General features: G+C 70.7%; 19 protein-coding genes and 1 tRNA gene. 6 read left to right on the top strand and 14 right to left on the bottom strand.

Annotation, left to right across the window (positions count from 1 at the left end; translation table 11 throughout):
- Position 1 precedes the first annotated feature (1 nt).
- Positions 2 to 1,237: a cardiolipin synthase ClsB gene (clsB, locus tag C7H73_RS13650; protein ID WP_106847148.1), complete on the top strand. Its 1,236-nt coding sequence runs from the start codon at positions 2 to 4 to the stop codon at positions 1,235 to 1,237.
- On the opposite strand, the gene C7H73_RS13645 is transcribed toward clsB, so the two are convergent.
- Positions 1,231 to 3,351 (bottom strand): hypothetical protein, encoded by a 2,121-nt coding sequence (locus C7H73_RS13645; protein WP_106847147.1) that lies wholly within the window; start codon positions 3,349 to 3,351, stop codon positions 1,231 to 1,233. The two genes, clsB and C7H73_RS13645, sit on opposite strands and share 7 nt — an antisense overlap.
- A 160-nt stretch (positions 3,352 to 3,511) precedes the next feature.
- Here C7H73_RS13645 and folE point away from each other — a divergent pair, with 160 nt between their 5' ends.
- The 3 genes from folE (at position 3,512) to C7H73_RS13630 (ending at position 5,669) form a co-directional block, all read left to right on the top strand.
- Positions 3,512 to 4,234 carry a GTP cyclohydrolase I gene (gene folE / locus C7H73_RS13640; RefSeq protein WP_106847146.1) on the top strand — a complete coding sequence of 241 codons (723 nt, stop codon included), beginning with the start codon at positions 3,512 to 3,514 and terminating at the stop codon, positions 4,232 to 4,234.
- Between the two features lie 42 nt (positions 4,235 to 4,276).
- Entirely contained in the window at positions 4,277 to 4,699 is a 423-nt protein-coding gene (locus C7H73_RS13635) for a BLUF domain-containing protein (protein WP_106847145.1), read from the top strand.
- 85 nt (positions 4,700 to 4,784) lie between these two features.
- Positions 4,785 to 5,669 carry a DMT family transporter gene (locus C7H73_RS13630; RefSeq protein ID WP_106847144.1) on the top strand — a complete coding sequence of 295 codons (885 nt, stop codon included), beginning with the start codon at positions 4,785 to 4,787 and terminating at the stop codon, positions 5,667 to 5,669.
- A 3-nt stretch (positions 5,670 to 5,672) separates the two neighbouring features.
- On the opposite strand, the gene C7H73_RS13625 is transcribed toward C7H73_RS13630, so the two are convergent.
- Together C7H73_RS13625 and C7H73_RS13620 are read right to left on the bottom strand one after the other, a co-directional pair.
- Positions 5,673 to 6,350 carry a hypothetical protein gene (locus C7H73_RS13625; protein ID WP_106847143.1) on the bottom strand — a complete coding sequence of 226 codons (678 nt, stop codon included), beginning with the start codon at positions 6,348 to 6,350 and terminating at the stop codon, positions 5,673 to 5,675.
- A gap of 76 nt (positions 6,351 to 6,426) precedes the next feature.
- Positions 6,427 to 7,035: a hypothetical protein gene (locus C7H73_RS13620; RefSeq protein WP_106847142.1), complete on the bottom strand. Its 609-nt coding sequence runs from the start codon at positions 7,033 to 7,035 to the stop codon at positions 6,427 to 6,429.
- A gap of 108 nt (positions 7,036 to 7,143) precedes the next feature.
- Here C7H73_RS13620 and C7H73_RS13615 point away from each other — a divergent pair, with 108 nt between their 5' ends.
- Positions 7,144 to 7,797 carry a LysE family translocator gene (locus tag C7H73_RS13615; protein WP_106847141.1) on the top strand — a complete coding sequence of 218 codons (654 nt, stop codon included), beginning with the start codon at positions 7,144 to 7,146 and terminating at the stop codon, positions 7,795 to 7,797.
- Between the two features lie 67 nt (positions 7,798 to 7,864).
- Here C7H73_RS13615 and C7H73_RS13610 read toward each other — a convergent pair whose 3' ends face one another.
- From C7H73_RS13610 to C7H73_RS13585, 6 genes are all read right to left on the bottom strand, one after another.
- Positions 7,865 to 9,268 (bottom strand): amidase, encoded by a 1,404-nt coding sequence (locus C7H73_RS13610; protein ID WP_106847140.1) that lies wholly within the window; start codon positions 9,266 to 9,268, stop codon positions 7,865 to 7,867.
- The gene (locus tag C7H73_RS13605; protein WP_106847687.1) at positions 9,265 to 10,758 is read right to left on the bottom strand and encodes an ABC transporter substrate-binding protein; all 1,494 of its coding nucleotides are present in this window, start codon (positions 10,756 to 10,758) and stop codon (positions 9,265 to 9,267) included. The genes C7H73_RS13610 and C7H73_RS13605 overlap by 4 nt, the downstream gene beginning before the upstream one ends.
- A 76-nt stretch (positions 10,759 to 10,834) precedes the next feature.
- On the bottom strand, positions 10,835 to 11,635 hold the full coding sequence (locus tag C7H73_RS13600; protein ID WP_106847139.1) for an ATP-binding cassette domain-containing protein: 801 nt from the start codon (positions 11,633 to 11,635) through the stop codon (positions 10,835 to 10,837).
- A 91-nt stretch (positions 11,636 to 11,726) separates the two neighbouring features.
- Positions 11,727 to 12,716: an ABC transporter ATP-binding protein gene (locus tag C7H73_RS13595; protein ID WP_106847138.1), complete on the bottom strand. Its 990-nt coding sequence runs from the start codon at positions 12,714 to 12,716 to the stop codon at positions 11,727 to 11,729.
- A 159-nt stretch (positions 12,717 to 12,875) separates the two neighbouring features.
- A complete protein-coding gene (locus tag C7H73_RS13590; protein ID WP_106847137.1) occupies positions 12,876 to 13,706 on the bottom strand; it encodes an ABC transporter permease in 831 nt (276 codons plus the stop codon).
- Positions 13,707 to 13,767: 61 nt separating this feature from the next.
- Positions 13,768 to 14,730, bottom strand: coding sequence for an ABC transporter permease (locus tag C7H73_RS13585; protein WP_106847136.1), 963 nt, complete (start codon positions 14,728 to 14,730; stop codon positions 13,768 to 13,770).
- Between the two features lie 173 nt (positions 14,731 to 14,903).
- On the opposite strand from C7H73_RS13585, the gene C7H73_RS13580 reads away from it, so the two are divergent.
- The gene (locus C7H73_RS13580) at positions 14,904 to 15,167 is read left to right on the top strand and encodes a YfhL family 4Fe-4S dicluster ferredoxin (RefSeq protein ID WP_106847135.1); all 264 of its coding nucleotides are present in this window, start codon (positions 14,904 to 14,906) and stop codon (positions 15,165 to 15,167) included.
- A 57-nt stretch (positions 15,168 to 15,224) separates the two neighbouring features.
- Here C7H73_RS13580 and pth read toward each other — a convergent pair whose 3' ends face one another.
- From pth to ispE, 5 genes are all read right to left on the bottom strand, one after another.
- Entirely contained in the window at positions 15,225 to 15,839 is a 615-nt protein-coding gene (gene pth / locus C7H73_RS13575; protein ID WP_106847134.1) for an aminoacyl-tRNA hydrolase, read from the bottom strand.
- A gap of 124 nt (positions 15,840 to 15,963) precedes the next feature.
- On the bottom strand, positions 15,964 to 16,587 hold the full coding sequence (locus C7H73_RS13570) for a 50S ribosomal protein L25/general stress protein Ctc (protein WP_106847133.1): 624 nt from the start codon (positions 16,585 to 16,587) through the stop codon (positions 15,964 to 15,966).
- A 111-nt stretch (positions 16,588 to 16,698) separates the two neighbouring features.
- Entirely contained in the window at positions 16,699 to 17,664 is a 966-nt protein-coding gene (locus tag C7H73_RS13565; RefSeq protein ID WP_106847686.1) for a ribose-phosphate pyrophosphokinase, read from the bottom strand.
- A 45-nt stretch (positions 17,665 to 17,709) separates the two neighbouring features.
- Positions 17,710 to 17,786, bottom strand: a tRNA-Gln gene (locus C7H73_RS13560).
- A gap of 39 nt (positions 17,787 to 17,825) precedes the next feature.
- Positions 17,826 to 18,680: a 4-(cytidine 5'-diphospho)-2-C-methyl-D-erythritol kinase gene (gene ispE, locus C7H73_RS13555; protein WP_106847132.1), complete on the bottom strand. Its 855-nt coding sequence runs from the start codon at positions 18,678 to 18,680 to the stop codon at positions 17,826 to 17,828.
- Between the last annotated feature and the right edge of the window lie 3 nt (positions 18,681 to 18,683).

Here is an 18,683-nt window from a genome sequence, read left to right as displayed (position 1 = left end):
CATGCCCGCGCCCCGGCCCGTCTCCGTTCGACCCAGCCGCTCCAACCACCAGATCGAACTGCTGCAGGGCACGGCCGAATTCTTTCCGGCCCTGATCGCCGCCATGGATGCGGCCCTGTCGGACATCCAGCTGGAAACCTATATCTTCGACTGCACCGGCAGCGGCGCCGGTGTGGCCCAGGCCCTGGTGCGCGCCGCCGGGCGCGGCGTGCGGGTGCACCTGGTGGTGGACGGCTTTGGCACTGCCGCGCTGGCAGCGCCCTGGCGCCACGCCTTCGAGCAGGCCGGCGTGCGGGTGCAGGTCTATTCGCCCCTGGGCCCGCTGGGGCTGCTGCTGCCCCAGCGCTGGCGGCGGCTGCACCGCAAGCTGTGCGTGGTGGACGGACGGGTGCTGTTTTGCGGCGGCATCAACGTGCTGGACGATTTTCACGACCCCAACCACGGCCGGCTGGCTGCCCCGCGGCTGGACTTTGCCGTGCGCGTGCAGGGCAGCCTGGTGGCACAGGCCAGCGAGTCCATGGAGCAGCTGTGGTGGCAGCTCAAGGCCGGGCAGGACGCGCGCCGGCGCCGCCTGGGCCAGGCCCTGGCGGACTGGCGCGCAGCGCGGCTCGCCCGCCTCAAGGGCCGGCATGCAGAGAAAGCCAGCCGCGGCATGCGCGCCACCTTCTTGCTGCGCGACAACCTGGCCCACCGCACGCGCATCGAGCGCTCGTACCGCCGCGCCATCGCCCGCGCGCGGCACGAAGTCATCATCGCCAACGCCTACTTCATCCCCGGCGGGCGGTTGCGCCGCGCCCTCAAGCACGCGGCGCGGCGCGGCGTGCGCGTGCAGCTGCTGCTGCAGGGGCGCTATGAATACTTCATGCAGTACCACGCGGCGCGGCCGGTCTATGGCGCGCTGCTGGCGGCCGGTGTGGAGATCTACGAGTACGCCCCCAGCTTCCTGCACGCCAAGGTGGCCGTCATCGACGCCCACGGCGCGCGGCCCTGGGCCACGGTGGGCTCGTCCAACCTCGACCCGCTGTCGCTGCTGCTGGCGCGCGAGGCCAACGTGGTGGTCAAGGACGCCGCCTTTGCGCGTGACCTGCGAGAGCGCCTGGCCCGTGCCATGGCCGATGCCGGCAGGCCCCTGAACCCGCAGGCCTACGCCCGGCGCCCCTGGCGCGAGCGGCTGCTGGACCGCATGGCCTTCGGCCTGATGCGTGCCGCGCTGTGGGTGACGGGCAACCGCTACTGAGCCTGCAGGTCCTGCACCTCGCGCAGGTACCAGGCGTCCAGCGCAGCGAGCAGGTGGATGCCCAGCAGTAGCAGGGCCGATTGCCACAGCACGGCGGGCGCCACGTCCCTGCTGGGCCACCACGCGGCCCAGGCGGCATAGGCGAAGGGCAAGGCCAGCACGAGCCAGGCCGCGAACAGCACCAGCGCCGAGCCTGCGCGGCGCTGCAGCCATTGCCCCGTGCCGGGCAGCAGCAGCGAGGCCAGGATGTACAGCGGTGCGCGGCGGAGCTCGCCCCGCGCGGGCGGCGCGATAGGCGCGGCGGGCTGCGGTGCAGGGGCGTGCCGCAGCAGCGCCGCCACGCGCCGCGCTGCGTGGGCATTGCTGGCGGTGCCGCCGAGGGTGCTGCCATCGGCCAGCGCCACCGCCAGGTGCAGGTGGCCCGGCAGCAGCCAGCCGAGCAACCGGGCGGACAGGCGCGGCGCGCTGCGCAGCGGCGTGGCCTGCGCCGTGCGCAGGGCTCCGCGCGGGTGGGCCGCGAGCAGACGCACGTCGCGCCCGTTGGTCTTGAACACCAGCAGGCGCTGGTTGGTCAGCACCAGCCAGCGCCTGCCCAGCATCAGTGTCTCGCGTGGCTGTTCGCCGCGGTGGCACAGGGGCCAGAACGCGTCGGGCCGGGCCAGCAGCCGCTGCGCGCGCTGGGCAGCCAGGGGCTCCAGGGCGGGCTGCGTCTGCAGGCGCTGGTTGGCCTGGCGCACGAGCAGCACCATGACGGCCTGCAGGGCCAGCATGGGCGCGGCGACCAGGGCGGTGCGCAGGTCGGCATGCGACGCGATGGGCAGCAGCCAGCGCAGGACCGGCGGCAGCAGCCAGCGCGCAGCCAGTACCACCAGGCCGAGCCCCAGCAGCGTGGGCCAAAGCCCGCCCACCACCAGCCGCAGCCGCCGCCACGCCGGCAACGGGGGCTGCCCGGCGATGTGCAGGCAGGGGGCGCCGCTGTGCGCCGCCACCCACTCCGGCCGCACCTGCGCCAGCCTGGCCTGCGCCTGCAGCCGCTGGCTGCGCACGGCCAGGAGCAACCCGAGCGCGAACCAGGCTGCAGCGCTGCCCAGGCCGATGCGGTACCAGCGGCCCCAGGCGGCGACGTCGCCGCGCCGCTGGGCCAGCGCGGCGCGCACTTCGTCGCTGCCCCAGTCTCCCAGCAAGGTGCGGCCGGGGCCGTAGCGCAGCACGGCAAAGCGCTGGCCGTCCACCACCAGCACGTCGGCGCCCAGCCGCGCCATGGCGCGCGGCTCCAGGGCGCCTTGCCCGGGCGGCAGCGGGTAGGCGGTCTGCGAGCCGTCGGGCCACACGTCCACCAGCTGGCCCGTCTCCATCGCGTTGTCCAGACGCGCCACGGTGCCTGCGGGCGCCCGGGCCTCTTTTGCATGGCGATAGGGGGCCATGGCCAGGCCCAGGAAGTACCCGCCCGGGGCCCGCCCGGTGAGTGCGATGCGCTGGGCCGGCGCCAGCGTGGCGTCGTCCAGGCGCACCAGGGCGGGGCGGTTGGTGTCGCTGGCCCACCAGCCGCCGCCAGGCTCGTCCCACCACAGGCCGTTGGTGAAGCGGTAGGTGCCCGCCGGCGACTGGCCCAGGAACTGGCCCTGCGGCCCGAACTGGGCCACGGCGTGGCCGCCGCCGGTGGCAATGGCCACGCGCCCGTCGGGCGCAAAGGCGAAGTGGATGGCGTTGTCCGCATGGCGGCGCAGCGCGGCGGGCCAGGCGGGGATGAGGGAATGCAGGGGGCGTGCGTCGTCGGCCGACAGCAGATGCAACCCGGGGTGGTGGCGCGCCCAGGCCACCAGGTGGCCGGCCGGATGCGCAGCCAGGATGCCTGCCGGCCCCGGCAGCCCGGCCTGGGCCGTGGTGACGGTGTTCAGCCGCCGGCCTTGGGCGTCCAGCTGCCACAGTGCGTCGTCCACGCTCAGCCAGACCTGCCCGCCAGGCAGCACGGCCAGCCCCCACGGCCCCTGCACGGCGCTTTTGCGCTCCCCGGCCCACAGCGCCAGGGCCACGCAGCCCATGGTCAACAGCAGGCAGCCCACGGCCAGCGCCTTGGACAGGCGCAGCCGCGCCGGTGCCGTGCTGAAATGCATTGCGGTGCTTCCCTCTCCTTGTATCAAGGCCTGAGCATACCCAGTGGCGAATGGCGGGATGTTGCTCCTGTTTATATAGCTGCCTGCGCGCTCTGGATAAGCGCTGGAGGCCAAAAACCTTCCAAACCTTCGGCGGGAGATTCGCTGTTACGATCCCGCCATGGCCTCCCCACCTGCAGCACCCCTTGCCCCGGCGCCCGACGAGGGCACGCCCGTCTCCGTCAAGATTCGCGAACGCCTGGCCGCCGCGCGCCGGCGCTTCCATGCCAACGACAACATTGCCGAGTTTCTGCAGCCGGGCGAGCTGGAGCAGCTGCTGGATGAGGTCGAGACCAAGATGCAGGGCGTGCTCGACAGCCTGGTGATCGACACCGAGGGCGACCACAACACGCAGAACACCGCACGCCGCGTGGCCAAGATGTACTTGAACGAGGTCTTCAAGGGCCGCTACGTGGCGCCGCCGCCCATCACCGAGTTCCCCAACGCCGAGCACCTGAACGAGCTGATGATCGTCGGGCCCATCACGGTGCGCAGCGCCTGCAGTCACCACTTCTGCCCGGTGATCGGCAAGATCTGGATCGGCGTGCTGCCCAACGAGCACACCAACGTGATCGGCCTGTCCAAATACGCGCGGCTCGTGGACTGGGTCATGGGCCGCCCGCAGATCCAGGAAGAAGCCGTGGTGCAGCTGGCCGACCTGATCATGGAAAAGACCCAGCCCGACGGCTTGGCCATCGTGATGGAAGCGAGCCACTTCTGCATGTCCTGGCGCGGCGTGCGCGAGATGGACAGCAAGATGCTCAACTCCGTCATGCGCGGCGTGTTTCTCACCAACCCTACGCTGCGGCGCGAATTTCTCTCGCTCATCCCCGGGCGGGGCTGACGCACAGTCGCCCTCATTACAGCCGTACAAGGAACCCGAGCCATGCTGGTGCGCCTGCTCTACGTCAGCCGCGCGGTGGACACCTCACCCGCCGCCATCGAAGCCATCCTGGCGCAGTCGCGCCAGCACAACCCGGCCACCGGCATCACCGGCGTGCTGTGCTATGGCGCAGGCATCTTCCTGCAGGCCATCGAGGGCGGGCGCGCTGCGGTCAGCGAGCTGTACGGCCATATCCAGCGCGACGCGCGGCACAAGGACGTGGAGCTGCTCGGCTTCGAGGAGATCTCGGAGCGCCGCTTCGGCGGCTGGACCATGGGGCAGGTGAACCTGGCCAAGCTGAACCATTCCATCGTGCTGAAATACTCCGAGCGCCCCGAATTTGACCCCTACGGCGCCTCGGGCAAGGTCTCGTTTGCATTGCTGGAAGAGCTGATGGCCACCGCCTCCATCATGGGTCGCGCCTGAAGGTCGCTTTCGTCACCTGCAGGGCCGCAGTTCGCCGCATGGGCGCTGCGGCCTTTTCACTGCCCGCCCCCGCCCCCGTGCCACGATGACCTTGCAAGCCTTCGGCCTGATCCTGCTGGCCGGACTGATCCACGCGCTATGGAACATCGCCGCCAAGAAGGCCGGCGGCGACGCGCGCTTCGCCTTCTTCACCTCGGTGCTGATGATGGTCGTGTGGGCGCCGCTGGGCTGGTGGCTGGGACGCTCTGCCGTGCCGCTGTGGGGCGTGCGCGAGTGGGCCATCGTGGCGGTGAGCGGGTTGCTGCACGTGCTGTACTACGTCATCTTGCTGCGCGGCTACCGCAAGGCGGATCTGACGGTGGTCTATCCGCTGGCGCGCGGCACGGGGCCGCTGCTGTCCTCGCTCACGGCCATCGTGCTGCTGGGCGAGCGGCTGACGGCCTGGGGTGCCTTGGGCATCGCCGCCGTGGTCGGCGGGGTCTTCCTGATCGCTGGCGGCCCGGCGCTGCTGCGGGCCGGGCGCGGCGGGGGCCAGGCGCAGCGGCGCCTGCGCAAGGGCCTGCTCTACGGCCTGCTCACGGGCGTGTTCATCGCCAGCTATACGGTAGTGGACGGCTACGCCGTGAAGGCCATGCTGCTGTCGCCCATCCTGGTGGACTACATGGGCAACCTGGTGCGCGTGGCGGTGCTGGCGCCGGTGGCGCTGCGCCGCCCGGCCGAGCTGCGCCCGCTGTGGACGTCGCAGTGGCGCTTTGCGCTGCTGGTGGGCACTGTCAGCCCCATCGCCTACGTGCTGGTGCTATTTGCCATGCAGAGCGCGCCGCTGTCGCTGGTGGCGCCGGCGCGCGAGGTGTCGATGCTGTTTGCCGCGCTGATCGGTGGGCACCTGCTGGGCGAGGGCGACCGCGGCGCGCGCGTCATGGGGGCCGTGCTGATCGCCGCCGGCGTGGCGGCGCTGGCGCTGGGCTGACGGCTACGCCGGCAGCGGAGTGTCGATCTCGGCCCAGCCCGGGCCATGGCGCCAGCCGGCGCCCAGGTGCTGCGCCAGGTGCGCCAGGGCGGCGCCGTCCAGCGCCGGCATGCCGGGCGTGGGCGCTGCCGGCGGCGCATCGGCGGCAACGCCCTCGGCCTGCACGCGCAGGCTGCCTGCGCCTTGCGACCCGGGGAGGATGCGCACGCTCGCTGGCGGGCCCGCAGGCGATTCGGCCAGCAGGTGGACGGCGCCCAGCAGCAGGCACAGCAGCGGCTGCTGCGGCACGCGGGTGGCGGGCAGCGGTGGCTCTTCGGGCGAAGGCAGCTGCAGCTGCAGCCCGCGCATGGCCAGCAGCGGCGAGGCCAGGTCGCGTGCCAGCTGGACCGTGGTGGCGATGGGCTCGGGCGCGTGCGGGCCCTGCAGATCCCAGTGGCGCAGGCGCCGCGTGCTGTCGGACAGGCTGGCCAGGTGCTCTTCCTGCTGCTCCAGCTGCGCGGACAGCGGCTCGCTGGCGTCCTGTGCGCGCCGGCGCAGCACGACCGCTGCCATGCGCATGATGGTCAGCATGCCGGCGATGTCATGGCGAACTACGGGCATGGCCCGGGCAAGGATGGCGTGCTGCACGCCCAGCGCAGCCCAGGTGGGGGCGCAGGAGAGGGTGGGGTGGGTCACTGTCATGGCTGAAGGGCCATTGGATCAGCGCCCGTGCCGGCGCCAGGTAGGACAGCGCCGCATGTAAGCAGGTGTGAACAAATCAGGCGCCGGTCGTGAGGCGCAGGTAGGGCGCGCGCGTGCCGGGCGATACGGCGGCCACCAGCTGGGCATGGGGCGTCTGGTGGCGCGCCATCACGCGGGCGCTGGCCACGGCGCGGGACTTGCAAAACCAGTGGCAGCTGTGCTGCATCAGCAGCAGCTCGGCCGTCATGGCGAAGGCGCGCTCGCGCGGGCCCAGGCCGCCTTCGTTGCGCAGGGTGTGGGCGATGCCGCGCGCATGCACGGCCAGCAGCTCGCGCATGTCGAACGTGGCGGCGGGCAGCAGCTGGGTGGCAAAGGGCAGGCCGAACGCCAGGCGGCTCACGCGCGTGTCCTCTGCGGGCAGGCGGGCAAAGGCGGCGGCAAAGCGCTCGAACTGCTCGCACAGCTGGGTCTCGCTGGTGGCCAGCACGTCCAGCACCTGCTGGCGGCGCTCGGGCGTGGCCTCGCCCATGGCGCGCAGGTAGCCCTGGGTCAGGGTCTGCATCAGGCGCTCGATCTGGTAGGGCGCCAGCTGCTGGCCCAGCAGCACGATGCGGCGGCGCTGCTGCTGGCCGTTGAGCAGCCAGGCGCTGGTTGCGGCAAAGGCCACCAGGAGGAAGGGGTCCATGGCAACGACGGGGTCCAAAAAAGCGGGGTGGCGCGAGCGGCGGCGCGCGCAAACCCGGTATTGTGCGGCCTGCACGCGCCCACAACCGCCCCTTTTGGAACGCCACCCATGCCCACCTTGCAGACCCTGATCGCTTTCTTTGGCGTTGCCGTGCTGCTGGCCCTCACGCCCGGGCCGGACAACCTGTTCGTGCTGGTGCAGTCCGCGCAGCGCGGCTGGCGCGCGGGCATGTGCGTGGTGCTGGGCCTGTGCCTGGGGCTGGTGGGGCACACGGCGGCCGTGGCCCTGGGGCTGGCCGCCGTGTTCGCGGCCTCCAGCGCGGCCTTCACGGCGCTGAAACTGTGTGGCGCGGCCTACCTGGCGTGGCTGGCCTGGGGTGCGCTGCGTGCGCCGGCTGCGCCGCCCGAAGCGGCGCCAGCGCAGGCCGCTGGCGAGGCGACCACGCGCCGCGCCGGCGGGGCGCTGCGCATGGTGGGGCGCGGCGTGGTGATGAACCTGACCAACCCCAAGGTGCTGATCTTCTTCCTGGCCTTCTTGCCGCAGTTTGCCGACCCGGCGCGCGGGCCCCTGGCGCCGCAGATCATGGCGCTGGGGCTGGTCTTCATGGTGGCCACGCTGCTGGTCTTTGGCGCCATCGCCTGCTTTTCGGGGGCGTTCGGCGCGCTGCTGCAGCGCTCGGCGCGGGCGCAGTGGCTGCTCAACCGCACGGCCGGACTGATCTTCCTGGGCCTGGCGCTGCGGCTGGCGACAGCGCAGCGCTGATGCTATTGAAAGCGTAGCTGCCAGCGCTTGCGTGGCAAGCGCTGGAGCCGTTTTTCATGCATATTTTTCAGGCCGGGGGCGGTTGTGGCCAGGGCCGCTGCGGCCCGCGCAGCTGCTCGAAGGCGTGGGCCACGCGCAGCACGCCCAGGTCGTCGAAGCGCTGGCCGGCGATCTGCAGTCCGATGGGCAGTCCGGTGCTGCCAAAGCCGCAGTTGACGGACGCGGCCGGCTGCTCGGACATGTTGTAGGGCACGGTGAAGGCGATGTGCTCCAGCGGGCGCAGCGGGTCGTTCGTCGGCGCCGGCAGCTCGGCGGCAAAGGCAGTGATGGGCGCGACGGGCGAAAGCACGTAGTCGAAGGGCGCGCAGGCGCGCACCGTGGCCACCCGCGTGGCGTGAAACTGCTGGCTGGCCTCATAGACGTGGGCGGCGTCAAACGCTGCTGCGCTCATGGCCCAGTCGCGGATGAAGGGCAGCACGCGCGCCTGGCGCTCGGGCGCCAGCAGGCGCAGGTCCATGTACGAGCGCATGCGCCAGAAGTGGTCCATGCCGTCCAGCATGGCGCGCGTGAGGAAGGGCCGCATCGGCACGATGGTGGCGCCCGCCTGCTCCAGCAGCTGCGCGGCGGCCTGCACGGCGGCGCGCACGTCGCCCTGCACGGGCAGGCCGCAGCCGGCGTCCAGCAGCAGGCCCAAGCGCAGGCCGCGCAGCGATTCGGGGCCGCCGGTGTAGCCCTCCCAGTCGATGGCTTGCGCCGGCAGGCTCATGCTGTCGCGCGCGTCGGGGCGGCTGAGTGCCTGCATCATCAACGCCGCGTCGCCCACGCTGCGCGTCATGGGGCCGGCGGCGCGGCCGGTGTAGGGCGGGTCGATGGGGATGCGCCCCAGGCTGGGCTTGAGCGTGAAGATGCCGCACCAGCTGGCCGGCAGCCGCACCGAGCCGCCGATGTCCGTGCCCACGTGCAGCGGCCCGTAGCCCGCCGCGGCGGCGGCGCCTGCCCCGGAGCTGGAGCCGCCCGGCCCCCTGGACAGGTCCCACGGGTTGCGCGCCAGGGCGTGGAAGGACGACAGGCCCGAGGACAGCATGCCGAAGTCGGGCATGGTGGTCTTGGCCACCAGCACCGCGCCGGCCTCGGCCAGGCGCGCGGCGGGCGGAGCATCCTGCGCCGCGGGCACCAGGTCGGTGGCGGCCGTGCCCAGCGGCGTGGGGTCGCCGGCGGTGGCGATGTTGTCCTTGAGCGTGGCCGGCACGCCGTCCAGCGGCCCGCAGGGGGCGCCGCGCAGCCAGCGCGCTTCGCTCGCGCGCGCCTGCGCCAGCGCCGCTTCGGGGCGCAGCAGCCAGGTGGCGTGCAGCTGCGTCTCCCAGCGCTCGATGTGCGCCAGCACGGCGCGCGTGGCCTCCACCGGAGAAAAACTGCGCGCGCGGTAGCCCGCCAGCAGCTCGCGCGCGGACAGCTCGTGCAGCCCGGTCATGCCCAGGACAGCGCCGACAGGTCGTTGACGAACACCGGCATGTCCTTCCACAGCCCGCGCAGGTTCTTGGCGGCCACGGTGACCCACTGCGGCTGGTACAAAAAGGCATGCACGCAGTCCTCGGCCAGCAGGCGCTGCGCGTCGCCCAGCAGGCGGGCGCGGTCGGCCGGGCGGGTGGCGTTCTTGATCTGCTCGTACAGCTGGTCGAACTTCTCGGACTGGTAGCCCCAGTAGTAGTCCGGCTTGGCGAAGTTGCCCAGATCCAACGGCTCGACGTGCGAAATGATGGTCAGGTCGTAGTTCTTGTTGCCGTAGGTGCCCGACAGCCACTGCGCCCATTCCACGTTCTGCAGTTTGGCGGTGATGCCCACCTTGGCCAGCTGCGCGGCGATGACCTCGCCGCCCTGGCGCGCATACGGCGCGGGCGGCAGCGTCATGGTCAGGGTGAGCGGCGTCTTGACACCGGCCTCGGCCAGCAGGCGCCTGGCCTTGTCCGGGTCGTAGGGGTTGATGCCGGTGGTGTCCACGTAGCCGAAGGCCCCGGGCACGTAGTGGCTGCCAATCGGCACGCCCAGGCCGTCGGCCGCGCCCTGGATGACGGCCTTCCTGTCGATGGCCGCCGCGATGGCGCGGCGCACGCGCACGTCGTCCAGGGGCTTCTTGGCGTTGTTCATCGCCAGGATGGTCTTGGCGCGCGAGCCGCTGATGAGGACCTGAAAGCGCGGGTTGCCCTTGAACTGCGCCATGCTGCGCGGCGTGACGCGGGGGAAGACGTCCACGTCGCCGGCCAGCAGCGCGGCGACCTGCGCCGCCGGGTCGGGGATAAAGCGAAAGAGGGCGCGGCGGATGCGGATCTTGGAGGCGTCGCGCCACTGGTCCCAGGCCAGCAGCGACACCGAGGCCCCCCGGCTCCACGCCCCCAGCTTGTAGGGGCCCGTGCCCACCGGCTTGGCGGCGTTGCTGTCCGCGCTCTTGGGCTCGACGATGACGGCCGTGGCCTGGCCCAGCAGGAACAGCAGGTCCGGGTCGATGTCCTTGTTGATGACCACCACCGTGTGCTCGTCCACCACCTGTGTGGTCAGGGCGGCGAAGGTGCGCCGGTCCTTGTTGGTGCTCTTGTCGCCGCCGGCGCGGTCCAGCGAAAACTTCACGGCCTCGGCGTTGAACGGCTCGCCGTTGTGGAAGGTGATGCCGCGGCGCAGGCGGAAGGTGTAGGTTTTGAGATCGGGCGAGACCTCCCAGCCTTCGGCCAGCAGGGGCGAGACGCTGCCGTCGCTGTTGATCTTGGTCAGCGTCTCATAGAGGTTGTAGAGCGTGATCTCGGCAATCGACGAGGCGGCGCCGGCCGTCGGGTCCAGCCCCGGCGGCTCCAGCGTCATGCCCAGCGTCACGCTGTCCTTCTTGCCGGCCTGGGCCAGCGCCTGCAGCGGCGTGGTCAATACGCTGGCGGCCAGGGCGCCCGTGGCCAGCGCGGTGCGGCGGTTGAACATGGCTTGCGTCTCCTTGTGGTGGGCCGGTTCGGGCCCGGTGATGGTGCGCCGCACAAGGCGGTGCCTGGCGTGCTTTTTACACCACCAGCCGCGGCACCGCAGCCACCAGCGACTGCGTGTAGGGGTGCTGCGGGTGGGCGAACAGTTCGCGCGGCGCGCCGCGCTCGACCACGCGCCCGCCCTGCAGCACCAGCACCTCGTCGCACAGGTGGCTGACCACGGCCAGGTCGTGGCTGATGAGCAGGTAGGTCACGCCGTGCTCCTCCTGCAGTTCGGCCAGCAGGTTCAGCACCTGGGCTTGCACCGACACGTCCAGCGCGCTCACGGGCTCGTCGGCCACGATGAGGCGCGGGCGGGTGATGAGGGCGCGGGCGATGGCGATGCGCTGGCGCTGGCCGCCGGAAAATTCATGCGGGTACTTGTGCGCGTCGCCCGGGCGCAGGCCGACCTGGGCCAGCACCTCGGCGGCGCGCGCCGCCGCCTCGGCGCGCGTGGGGCGGCCCAGGGCGCGCAGCGGTTCGGTGACGATGCGCTGCACCGTCTGGCGCGGGTCCAGCGAGCCATAGGGGTCCTGAAAGACCATCTGGAAGTCGCGCCGCGCCGCGCGCAGCGCGCCCGGCGCCAGGCGGTGCAGGTCGCGCCCCAGCAGCTGCACGCTGCCGCTGGCGGGCGTTTCCAGCGCCATGGCGATGCGCGCCAGCGTGGATTTGCCCGAGCCGGATTCGCCCACCACGCCCAGGCTGCGGCCGGTGGTGATCGAGAAGTCCACGCCGTGCAGCACCGGCAGCATCGGGCGCGGGCCCAGCAGCCGCGTGCGCGGCAGCGGGTAGTGGTGGTGCAGGTCGCGCACCTGCAGCAGGGGCGCAGAGGCGCTCATGGGGGCGCTCCTGGCTGGCGGGCGAAACAGGAGTCAAAAAGGCCTGTAGCGCTTGTGCAGCAAGCGCCAGCAGCTATCAATAGGGTAGCACTCAAACGTTGTCCCCCAGGCGGATGCAGCGCGCTGTGTGCCCTTCGCCCAGCGCCACGGGCGGCGGCAGGGCGGCGTTGCACTGCGCGATGGTGCGCGGGCAGCGGCCGGCAAAGGGGCAGCCGGGGGGCAGGTCGGCCAGCTCGGGCACGGTGCCGGCAATGGTCGGCAGGCGCAGCCCCGACACGCGGCCGGCGCCCAGCTGCGGGCGCGCGGCGAACAGGCCCTGGGTGTAGGGGTGGGCCAGCCGACTGAAGACGGCGCGCGTCGGCCCCTGCTCGACCACCGTGCCGCCGTACATGACCAGGGTGCGCTGCACGGCGCCGGCGATCACCGCCAGGTCGTGCGAGATCAAGAGCAGCGCCATGCCGCGCTCGGCCACCAGGGCCTGGATCAGCTCCAGCACCTGCTGCTGCAGCGTCACGTCCAGCGCAGTGGTGGGCTCGTCGGCAATCAGCAGGTCCGGCCCGCAGGCCAGCGCCATGGCGATGGTGATGCGCTGGCGCTGCCCGCCGGAGAACTGGTGCGGATAGGCGCCCAGCCGCTCGGCCGCACGCTGGATGCCCACGCGCTCCAGCAGAGCGATGGCCTCGGCCCGGGCCTGGCGTGCCGACAGGCCGCGGTGCAGGCGCAGCGGCTCGGCCACCTGCCGGCCGATGGGGTGTACCGGGTTGAGCGCGGTCATCGGCTCCTGAAAGACCATCGCCATGCGGTTGCCGCGCAGGCGGCACCACTGCGCGTCCGCCAGGCCGACCAGCTCCTGCCCGTCCAGGCGGATGCTGCCCGTCACCTGCGCGCCGTCCGGCAGCAGGCCCATGAGCGCCAGCGCCGTGAGCGACTTGCCGCTGCCCGATTCGCCGATCAGCCCCAGCGTTTCGCCGCGCGCCAGGGTGAAGTCCATCCCGCGCACGGCCTCCACGCTACCGCGCCGGGTGGACAGCGCGATGCGCAGGTCGCGTACTTCAAGCAAAGCTGCCTGCACCTTATCCATGCCTCATTGTCACGGGCAGCGCGCCCCGCACACGACCGCACCAGGCCAGCAGACGCCGTGGATCCGGCTTCGCCGATCCAGTGGCGTCGTCCCCCCTCCCGCCGCGCGCAGCGCGGCGAGAGAGGGGGGAAGCGGCGCAGCCGCTCAGGGGGGTGCTCCTCATTTCATGCGCGGGTCGAGCACGTCGCGCAGCCCGTCGCCCAGCAGGTTCAGGCCCAGCACGGCCAGGGCGATGGCCACGCCCGGCCAGACAGCCAGCAGCGGCGCCTGGAGCATCAGCGTCTGCGCCTCGGCCAGCATGCGGCCCCAGGAAGGCTGGGGCGGCTGCGTGCCCAGGCCGAGGTAGGACAGCGCGGCTTCGGCCAGCACGGCGAGGGCGAACTGGATGGTGGCCTGCACGATCAGCACCGGAGCGATGTTGGGCAGCACGTGCTCCAGCGTGATGCGCGCCGCGCCCTTGCCGCTGGCGCGTGCGGCCAGCACGTATTCGCGCGTCCACACGGCCTGCGCCGAAGCGCGCGTGACGCGGGCAAAGGTGGGGATGTAGAAGATGCCGATGGCGATGATGGCGTTGACCATGCCGGGGCCATAAACGGTGGTCAGCATGATGGCCAGCAGCAGCGCCGGAAAGGCGAAGGTGAAGTCGGCCACGCGCATGATCAGCTCGTCCACCCAGCCGCGGCGCGCGGCAGCCAGCAGGCCGGCCAGCGTGCCCACCGCCAAGCCGATGCCCACGGCGATCACCCCTACGGCGATGGTGGCGCGTGCGCCCACCAGCAGCAGCGAAGCCACGTCGCGCCCGAAAGCGTCGGTGCCCAGCCAGTGCATGCGGCTGGGCGCGGCCAGGGCGCTGTCCATGTCCATCTCGTAGGGCGGCCAGGGCGTCCAGACGAAGGACAGCAGGGCCGCGGCGACCAGGGCCAGCGTGAGCAGGGCGCCCAGCACCAGGCTGCGGTGGCGCAGCGCGCGCGGCAGGCGCGCCGCCCTCATGGGGTCACCTCCGTGCTTCGCACTGCGGGGCGAGCCCCCAGCAGGGTGGCTGGGCGGGGGCTCATGCGCCGGCCACCTTCACGCGCGGGTCGATGGCCGCATACAGCAGATCGACGGCGAAGTTCACCAGCACCACCATGGCCGCCAGCAGCATGATGCAGTTGCGCACCACGATCAGGTCGCGGTTGGCGATGGACTGGAAGATGAGCCGGCCCAGGCCGGGCAGGTAGAAGACGTTCTCCACCACGATGGTGCCGGCCAGCAGGTTGGCAAACTGCAGGCCCATCACGGTGACCACGGGGATCATGGCGTTCCTCAGCACATGGCGCAGCAGCGCCGCCTGGCGGCTCAATCCCTTGGCGCGGGCGGTGCGCACGAAGTCCTCGCGCATCACGTCCAGCACTGCCGAGCGGGTGATGCGCGCCAGGATGGCGCCCTGCACCACGGCCAGCGACACCGCCGGCAACCACAGCGCCTGCAGCGCCGGCCACGGTCCGCCGCCGGCTTCTTCCGTCCAGCCGGGAAACCCACCGGCAGAGAACCACTGCAGCTTCACCGAGAACACCAATATCAGCAGGATGGCGAACCAGAAGTTGGGAATCGCGATGCCCAGCTGCGCCAGCGCCATCACGCCCACGTCGCCCAGCCGGTTGTGGCGCGCGGCGGCGTACACGCCCGCGGCCAGGGCCAGGGCAGAGGCCAGCAGCATGGCCAGCAGGGCCAGCGGGATGGTCAGGGCCAGGCGCTCGGCGATCAGCCCCGCCACCGGCGTGCCGTAGGCGTGGCTCAATCCCATGTCGCCGGTCAGCAGGCCGCCCATCCACTGCAGGTAGCGCTGCCAGGCCGGCAGGTCCAGAGCGAGCTGGCGGGTGAGCTCGGCCACGGCCTCGGGGGCGGCGTCCGGGCCCAGCAGCACCTGGGCGGCGTTGCCGGGCAGGATCTCCAGCACCAGGAACACCACGATCGACGCGGCCAGCAGGGTGGCGGCCAGCGTGGCGAGGCGTTTCAGGACGAACAGGGCCATGGACGGGAAGCAAGGCGGCGGCCGGCGCCGGGGCCCGCAGCATAGCGGCAAAAGCCGCAGGGGCGTTCGGGCCATGGCCCGGGCAGCAAGAGAGCGGGGCGGATAATTGCGCCCATGCCCCAGCCCGCCACCGCCGCCCGCCTTGCGCTCGCCTCCTTGCGTGGAGCTGCGCCATGGCGCTGATGATCACCGAGGAGTGCATCAACTGCGACGTGTGCGAGCCGCAGTGCCCCAACGAGGCGATCTCCATGGGCCCCGAGCACTACGTCATCGACCCGGCCAAGTGCACCGAGTGCGTGGGCCACTTCGGCGAGCCGCAGTGCGTCGCCATTTGCCCGGTGGCCTGCATCCCGCACGACCCCGCGCACCTGGAAAGCCAGGAGACGCTGCTGCAGAAGTTCGAGCGCCTGCAGGCGCAGCAGGCGCTGGTCAAATAGGGGTCTTTTTGGCCTCCAGCCCTTATGGGGCAAGCGCCGGCAGCTCTCTTTTTTGAATCAAGCCGGCGCTGGCGCTGGGCGTGGTGGCTTGGGCCGTGGCGGCTTGACGGTGTTGATCTGCTGCACGGCCTTTTCCATGTCGCCGGACAGCAGCACCGGCAGGGCCTTCAGGGTGTGCTGCAGGCTGTCCTCGATGCACTCGCGCTCGGGTTGGGCGGGGCGCTTGAGCACCCAGTGCACCACCTCGGACTTGACGCCCGGGTGGCCGATGCCGATGCGCAGCCGCCAGTAGTCGGGCGAGCCCAGCTGGGCGTGGATGTCGCGCAGGCCGTTGTGCCCGCCGTGGCTGCCGCCCTTCTTGAGCCGGGTGGTGCCGGGCTCGAAGTCCAGCTCGTCGTGCGCCACCAGCACCTCGTCCGGGGCGATCTTGAAAAAGCGCGCCAGGGCCGCCACCGACTTGCCCGACAGGTTCATGTAGGTCTGGGGCTTGAGCAGCCACACATTGGTGCCCTGCACGCTGGCGCGCGCGGCCAAGCCCCAGTAGCTGCGCTCGGGCACCAGCGTCACCTTGAGCTGGCGCGCCACCTCGTCCACCCACTGGAAACCCGCGTTGTGGCGGGTGCCCTCGTACTCCGGCCCGGGGTTGCCCAAGCCTACAAACAGTCTGATCATCTGGCGGATTATCCGGAACGCGCCAGCCTGGCGCACAAAGGACAACGGCCCGCGCGAGGCGGGCCGTGTGGCATGGCAGCAGGCCAGAGCCTGCCGCGCGGCGCGAAGCAATCCGGTCAGTGGATTACTTCTTGCCCTTCTTGGCCGGAGCGGCTGCGGGCGCTGCAGCGGCGGTATCCACCACCACTTCGGGCAGCTTGATCGACACCAGGGGAGGGTTCTTGTTGGAGCCGCGCACGACCACCTTGACGCCGTGGGGCGTCTTGACGGACTGCACGCCAGGCGCCGTCTTGGCAGTCAGCTGGCTCAGGTCCACCTTCAGGAACTCGGGCAGCTGCGAGGGCATGCAGACCACGTCCAGCTCGTGCACCACGGGGGTCACGGTGCAGCCTTCCAGCTTCACGGCGGGGGATTCCTCCACGCCTTCGAAGTGCAGCGGCACCTTCAGGTGCACGCGGGTGCGCTCGTCCACGCGCTGGAAGTCCACGTGCAGCACCTGCTGCTTGAAGGGGTGGTACTGCACGTCGCGCAGCAGCACCTTGGCTGTCTGGCCGTTCACTTCCATGTCCAGGATGCTGGAGTGGAAGGCTTCCTTCTTCAGCGCGTGCCACAGGGCGTTGTGGTCCAGCTCGATCAGCTGGGGCTCGGCGCTGCCGCCGTACACGATGCCGGGTGCGCGACCCGTGATGCGCAGGCGGCGGCTCGCACCCGTACCTTGCTTGGCGCGCTCAAAAGCGACGAATTGCATGATGGTTAACTCCTGATGGGGGCCGGCCGCGACCAGCTCGGCCCACTGTTGAAAACGGCCCCGGTCCCATGGAAGGGGCGGGGCCTGCGTTGTGTTCTGAAGACTGGGCGTTTACGCCTGCTCCGAGAACAGACTCATGACCGAGTCGCCCTTGGCGATGCGCCGGATCGTCTCGGCGATCAGCGGTGCCACGGACAGCTGGCGGATCTTGGAACACGCCCTGGCGGCGTCGCTCAAGGGAATGGTGTTGGTGACGACCACCTCGTCGAGCGCCGAGCCACCCGCGATGCGCTCGATGGCCGGGCCGGAGAAGATGGGGTGCGTGCAGTAGGCATAGACCTTTTGCGCACCGCGCTCCTTGAGTACCTCGGCGGCTTTGACCAGCGTGCCGGCGGTGTCGATCATGTCGTCCATGACGACGCAGTTGCGGCCCTCGACCTCGCCGATCACGTGCATCACCTCGGACACGTTGGCCTTCGGGCGGCGCTTGTCGATGATGGCCAGGTCGCAGCCCAGCTGCTTGGCCAGCGCACGGGCGCGCACCACGCCGCCCACGTCGGGGCTGACGACGATCAGGTCGTCGTACTTCTTCTGGTTCAGGTCGCCCAGCAGCACCGGCGAAGCGTAGATGTTGTCCACCGGGATGTCGAAGAAACCCTGGATCTGGTCGGCGTGCAGGTCCATGGTCAGCACGCGGTTCACGCCCACGGCCTGCAGCATGTTGGCCACGACCTTGGCCGAGATCGGCACGCGGGTGGAGCGCGGGCGGCGGTCCTGGCGGGCGTAGCCGAAGTAGGGAATGACGGCACTGATGCGCTCGGCCGAGGCGCGCTTGAGCGCATCGACCATGATGAGCAGTTCCATCAGGTTTTCGTTGGTGGGCTGGCAGGTGGACTGCACCACGAACACGTCGCGGGCACGCACGTTCTGCTTGATCTCGACGATGACTTCGCCGTCGGAGAACCGGCCCACGTCAATTGCGCCCAGGCTGGTGCCCATGTTCTGAGCGATCTCGGAGGCCAGCGCCGGATTGGCATTGCCCGTGAAAACCATGAAATCAGGGTGATTGGCTTGCATGAGCAACTCGGCTGATGTCACGTCCCGTGAGGGACTGAAGAAATTTGGCAGGGGAGGAAGGACTCGAACCCTCGCATGCCGGAATCAAAATCCGGTGCCTTGACCAACTTGGCGACTCCCCTACACAGGTCCCCTGGCGTGGCCAGAAAACCCCATATCTTTCAATCTTGAGCCCAGCCGCCGAGCGGATGAACCCCAAGACTTTTGCACATGCGAACCTGCCATGCTGCGGGTGCATCGAGCAGGTCAACCGCATGTGCCACTTGTGCAAACACCGCGCTTCCCGAGCCGGTCATCCGGGCTTGAAGCCCCTTGGCGGCAAGCCACTCGATGGCTTGTTCGACTTCGGGGCACAGCGCCTGGGCGACTGGCTGCAGGTCGTTTCTTCCGAAACTTTTGGGCGCTGCAGCAAAGTCCAAGATTGTAGCACGCTCTGAATCACGCTTGAGAAAGGGACTGGAAAAAATTGTTTTTGTATCCAGTCCGGCTTCGGGCTTGACCACCACGAAGTGTGCGGATTCGAGAGCCTGCGGCAACTCAAGAGGCAAGATTATGTCACCGATTCCCTCGACCCAGGCGTTGCTGCCGCACAAAAAGAACGGCACGTCGGCGCCCAGTTCCACGCCGATGGCCTGCAGCTGCGCGCGTGTCAGGCCCAGGCCCCACAGGCGGTTGAGCGCCAGCAGCGTGCTGGCCGCGTCCGACGAGCCCCCGCCCATGCCGGCTTGCGCCGGTATGCGCTTGTCCACAGTGATGTGCGCGCCCTGGGTACAGCCGGTGGCGCGCTGCAGCGCCCGGGCGGCGCGCAGGCACAGGTCGTCCGCCGGCAGCGGTGCACCCAGGTCCTTGCGGGTGAGGGCGCTGGCGGTCGTGCGGCGCTCGAAATGCAGCGTGTCCTGCCAGTCCAGCAGCATGAAGGCCGACTGCAGCAGGTGGTAGCCGTCCGGGCGGCGGCCCGTGATGTGCAAAAACAGGTTGAGCTTGGCCGGAGCCGGCACGTCGTGCAGCGCGCGCATGGG

The sequence above is a fragment of the Pulveribacter suum genome (assembly GCF_003013695.1).
GTDB lineage: Bacteria > Pseudomonadota > Gammaproteobacteria > Burkholderiales > Burkholderiaceae_C > Melaminivora > Melaminivora suum.
Note: the sequence above shows the minus strand (reverse complement) of the source record. Positions and strands in the feature narration are given on the sequence as shown.

What these genes read in the sequence shown, in the direction of transcription:
- C7H73_RS13590 (WP_106847137.1), bottom strand. Translation starts at nt 13,706, where the DNA reads ATGAGGGCGGCGCGCCTGCCGCGCGCGCTGCGCCACCGCAGCCTGGTG.
- clsB (WP_106847148.1), top strand. Translation starts at nt 2, where the DNA reads ATGCCCGCGCCCCGGCCCGTCTCCGTTCGACCCAGCCGCTCCAACCAC.
- C7H73_RS13605 (WP_106847687.1), bottom strand. Translation starts at nt 10,758, where the DNA reads ATGTTCAACCGCCGCACCGCGCTGGCCACGGGCGCCCTGGCCGCCAGC.
- C7H73_RS13620 (WP_106847142.1), bottom strand. Translation starts at nt 7,035, where the DNA reads ATGGACCCCTTCCTCCTGGTGGCCTTTGCCGCAACCAGCGCCTGGCTG.
- pth (WP_106847134.1), bottom strand. Translation starts at nt 15,839, where the DNA reads ATGATCAGACTGTTTGTAGGCTTGGGCAACCCCGGGCCGGAGTACGAG.
- C7H73_RS13625 (WP_106847143.1), bottom strand. Translation starts at nt 6,350, where the DNA reads ATGACAGTGACCCACCCCACCCTCTCCTGCGCCCCCACCTGGGCTGCG.
- C7H73_RS13645 (WP_106847147.1), bottom strand. Translation starts at nt 3,351, where the DNA reads ATGCATTTCAGCACGGCACCGGCGCGGCTGCGCCTGTCCAAGGCGCTG.
- C7H73_RS13585 (WP_106847136.1), bottom strand. Translation starts at nt 14,730, where the DNA reads ATGGCCCTGTTCGTCCTGAAACGCCTCGCCACGCTGGCCGCCACCCTG.
- C7H73_RS13565 (WP_106847686.1), bottom strand. Translation starts at nt 17,664, where the DNA reads ATGCAAGCCAATCACCCTGATTTCATGGTTTTCACGGGCAATGCCAAT.
- ispE (WP_106847132.1), bottom strand. Translation starts at nt 18,680, where the DNA reads ATGCGCGCGCTGCACGACGTGCCGGCTCCGGCCAAGCTCAACCTGTTT.
- C7H73_RS13580 (WP_106847135.1), top strand. Translation starts at nt 14,904, where the DNA reads ATGGCGCTGATGATCACCGAGGAGTGCATCAACTGCGACGTGTGCGAG.
- folE (WP_106847146.1), top strand. Translation starts at nt 3,512, where the DNA reads ATGGCCTCCCCACCTGCAGCACCCCTTGCCCCGGCGCCCGACGAGGGC.
- C7H73_RS13610 (WP_106847140.1), bottom strand. Translation starts at nt 9,268, where the DNA reads ATGACCGGGCTGCACGAGCTGTCCGCGCGCGAGCTGCTGGCGGGCTAC.
- C7H73_RS13615 (WP_106847141.1), top strand. Translation starts at nt 7,144, where the DNA reads ATGCCCACCTTGCAGACCCTGATCGCTTTCTTTGGCGTTGCCGTGCTG.
- C7H73_RS13600 (WP_106847139.1), bottom strand. Translation starts at nt 11,635, where the DNA reads ATGAGCGCCTCTGCGCCCCTGCTGCAGGTGCGCGACCTGCACCACCAC.
- C7H73_RS13630 (WP_106847144.1), top strand. Translation starts at nt 4,785, where the DNA reads ATGACCTTGCAAGCCTTCGGCCTGATCCTGCTGGCCGGACTGATCCAC.
- C7H73_RS13570 (WP_106847133.1), bottom strand. Translation starts at nt 16,587, where the DNA reads ATGCAATTCGTCGCTTTTGAGCGCGCCAAGCAAGGTACGGGTGCGAGC.
- C7H73_RS13595 (WP_106847138.1), bottom strand. Translation starts at nt 12,716, where the DNA reads ATGGATAAGGTGCAGGCAGCTTTGCTTGAAGTACGCGACCTGCGCATC.
- C7H73_RS13635 (WP_106847145.1), top strand. Translation starts at nt 4,277, where the DNA reads ATGCTGGTGCGCCTGCTCTACGTCAGCCGCGCGGTGGACACCTCACCC.